The following is a 641-nucleotide window of genomic DNA, read 5'->3' on the forward strand; positions in this document are numbered from 1 at the left end:
CAAAAATGCCAACCACACGGAGAACATCGCCATAAAACTCCAAAAGAATGTCCAGTCCCACACCGCAGGCATCATTTCTACAATCCCAATAGGGCCCTTTACTTGCTTATAAGCACCTGTTTTGGTGTTAAAAATCACCTTAAACTGCCGTATCTGATCCGTTAGTACCTGAATGGTCCTATGATATCCCGCTGGGATGGCCTCAAAGAAGCTATAGGTATCCGTTACACTAAGATCATCATAATCTACAAATATCCCTATAACGCCCTCTTCGGGAACTACCAGGTCTATATGCACTGTCTGTCCGTTCCTTAAAACACTGATATCTAATTTTTGGTTTACCGAAGACCCTATTTTCCTTCTAAACTCGTTCCAAAAAATGGTTTCCTCCCCGTTTACGCCCACAATTTGGTCTCCGGGCAACAAACCTGCTGCCTCTGCCACGGAACCGGGTTGTACCTTCTCAATCATGGCCTTGGATCTGTAACCTATAAAATTCATGCCTTGGGAGGCAAACAGGGTTTCCTTGCCTTCATCGGATAACGGCACGGTAATTTCTTTTCCATCACGCCTTACGGTCACTTCATCCCCAAGGATAAGATCTAACCGCGCTTCATTGAATTTTTTAGTGGGCTTATCAT

At 44.5% G+C, this 641-nt stretch carries 1 protein-coding gene; it reads right to left on the reverse strand.

The genetic code is table 11. The features are described from left to right. The coding region (locus F1E73_RS17250; RefSeq protein ID WP_150452693.1) for a M50 family metallopeptidase at nucleotides 1-641 on the reverse strand (641 nt) is incomplete at both ends.

Origin of the sequence: Arenibacter lacus (genome assembly GCF_008711145.1) — a bacterium.
Classification (GTDB): Bacteria; Bacteroidota; Bacteroidia; order Flavobacteriales; family Flavobacteriaceae; genus Arenibacter; species Arenibacter amylolyticus.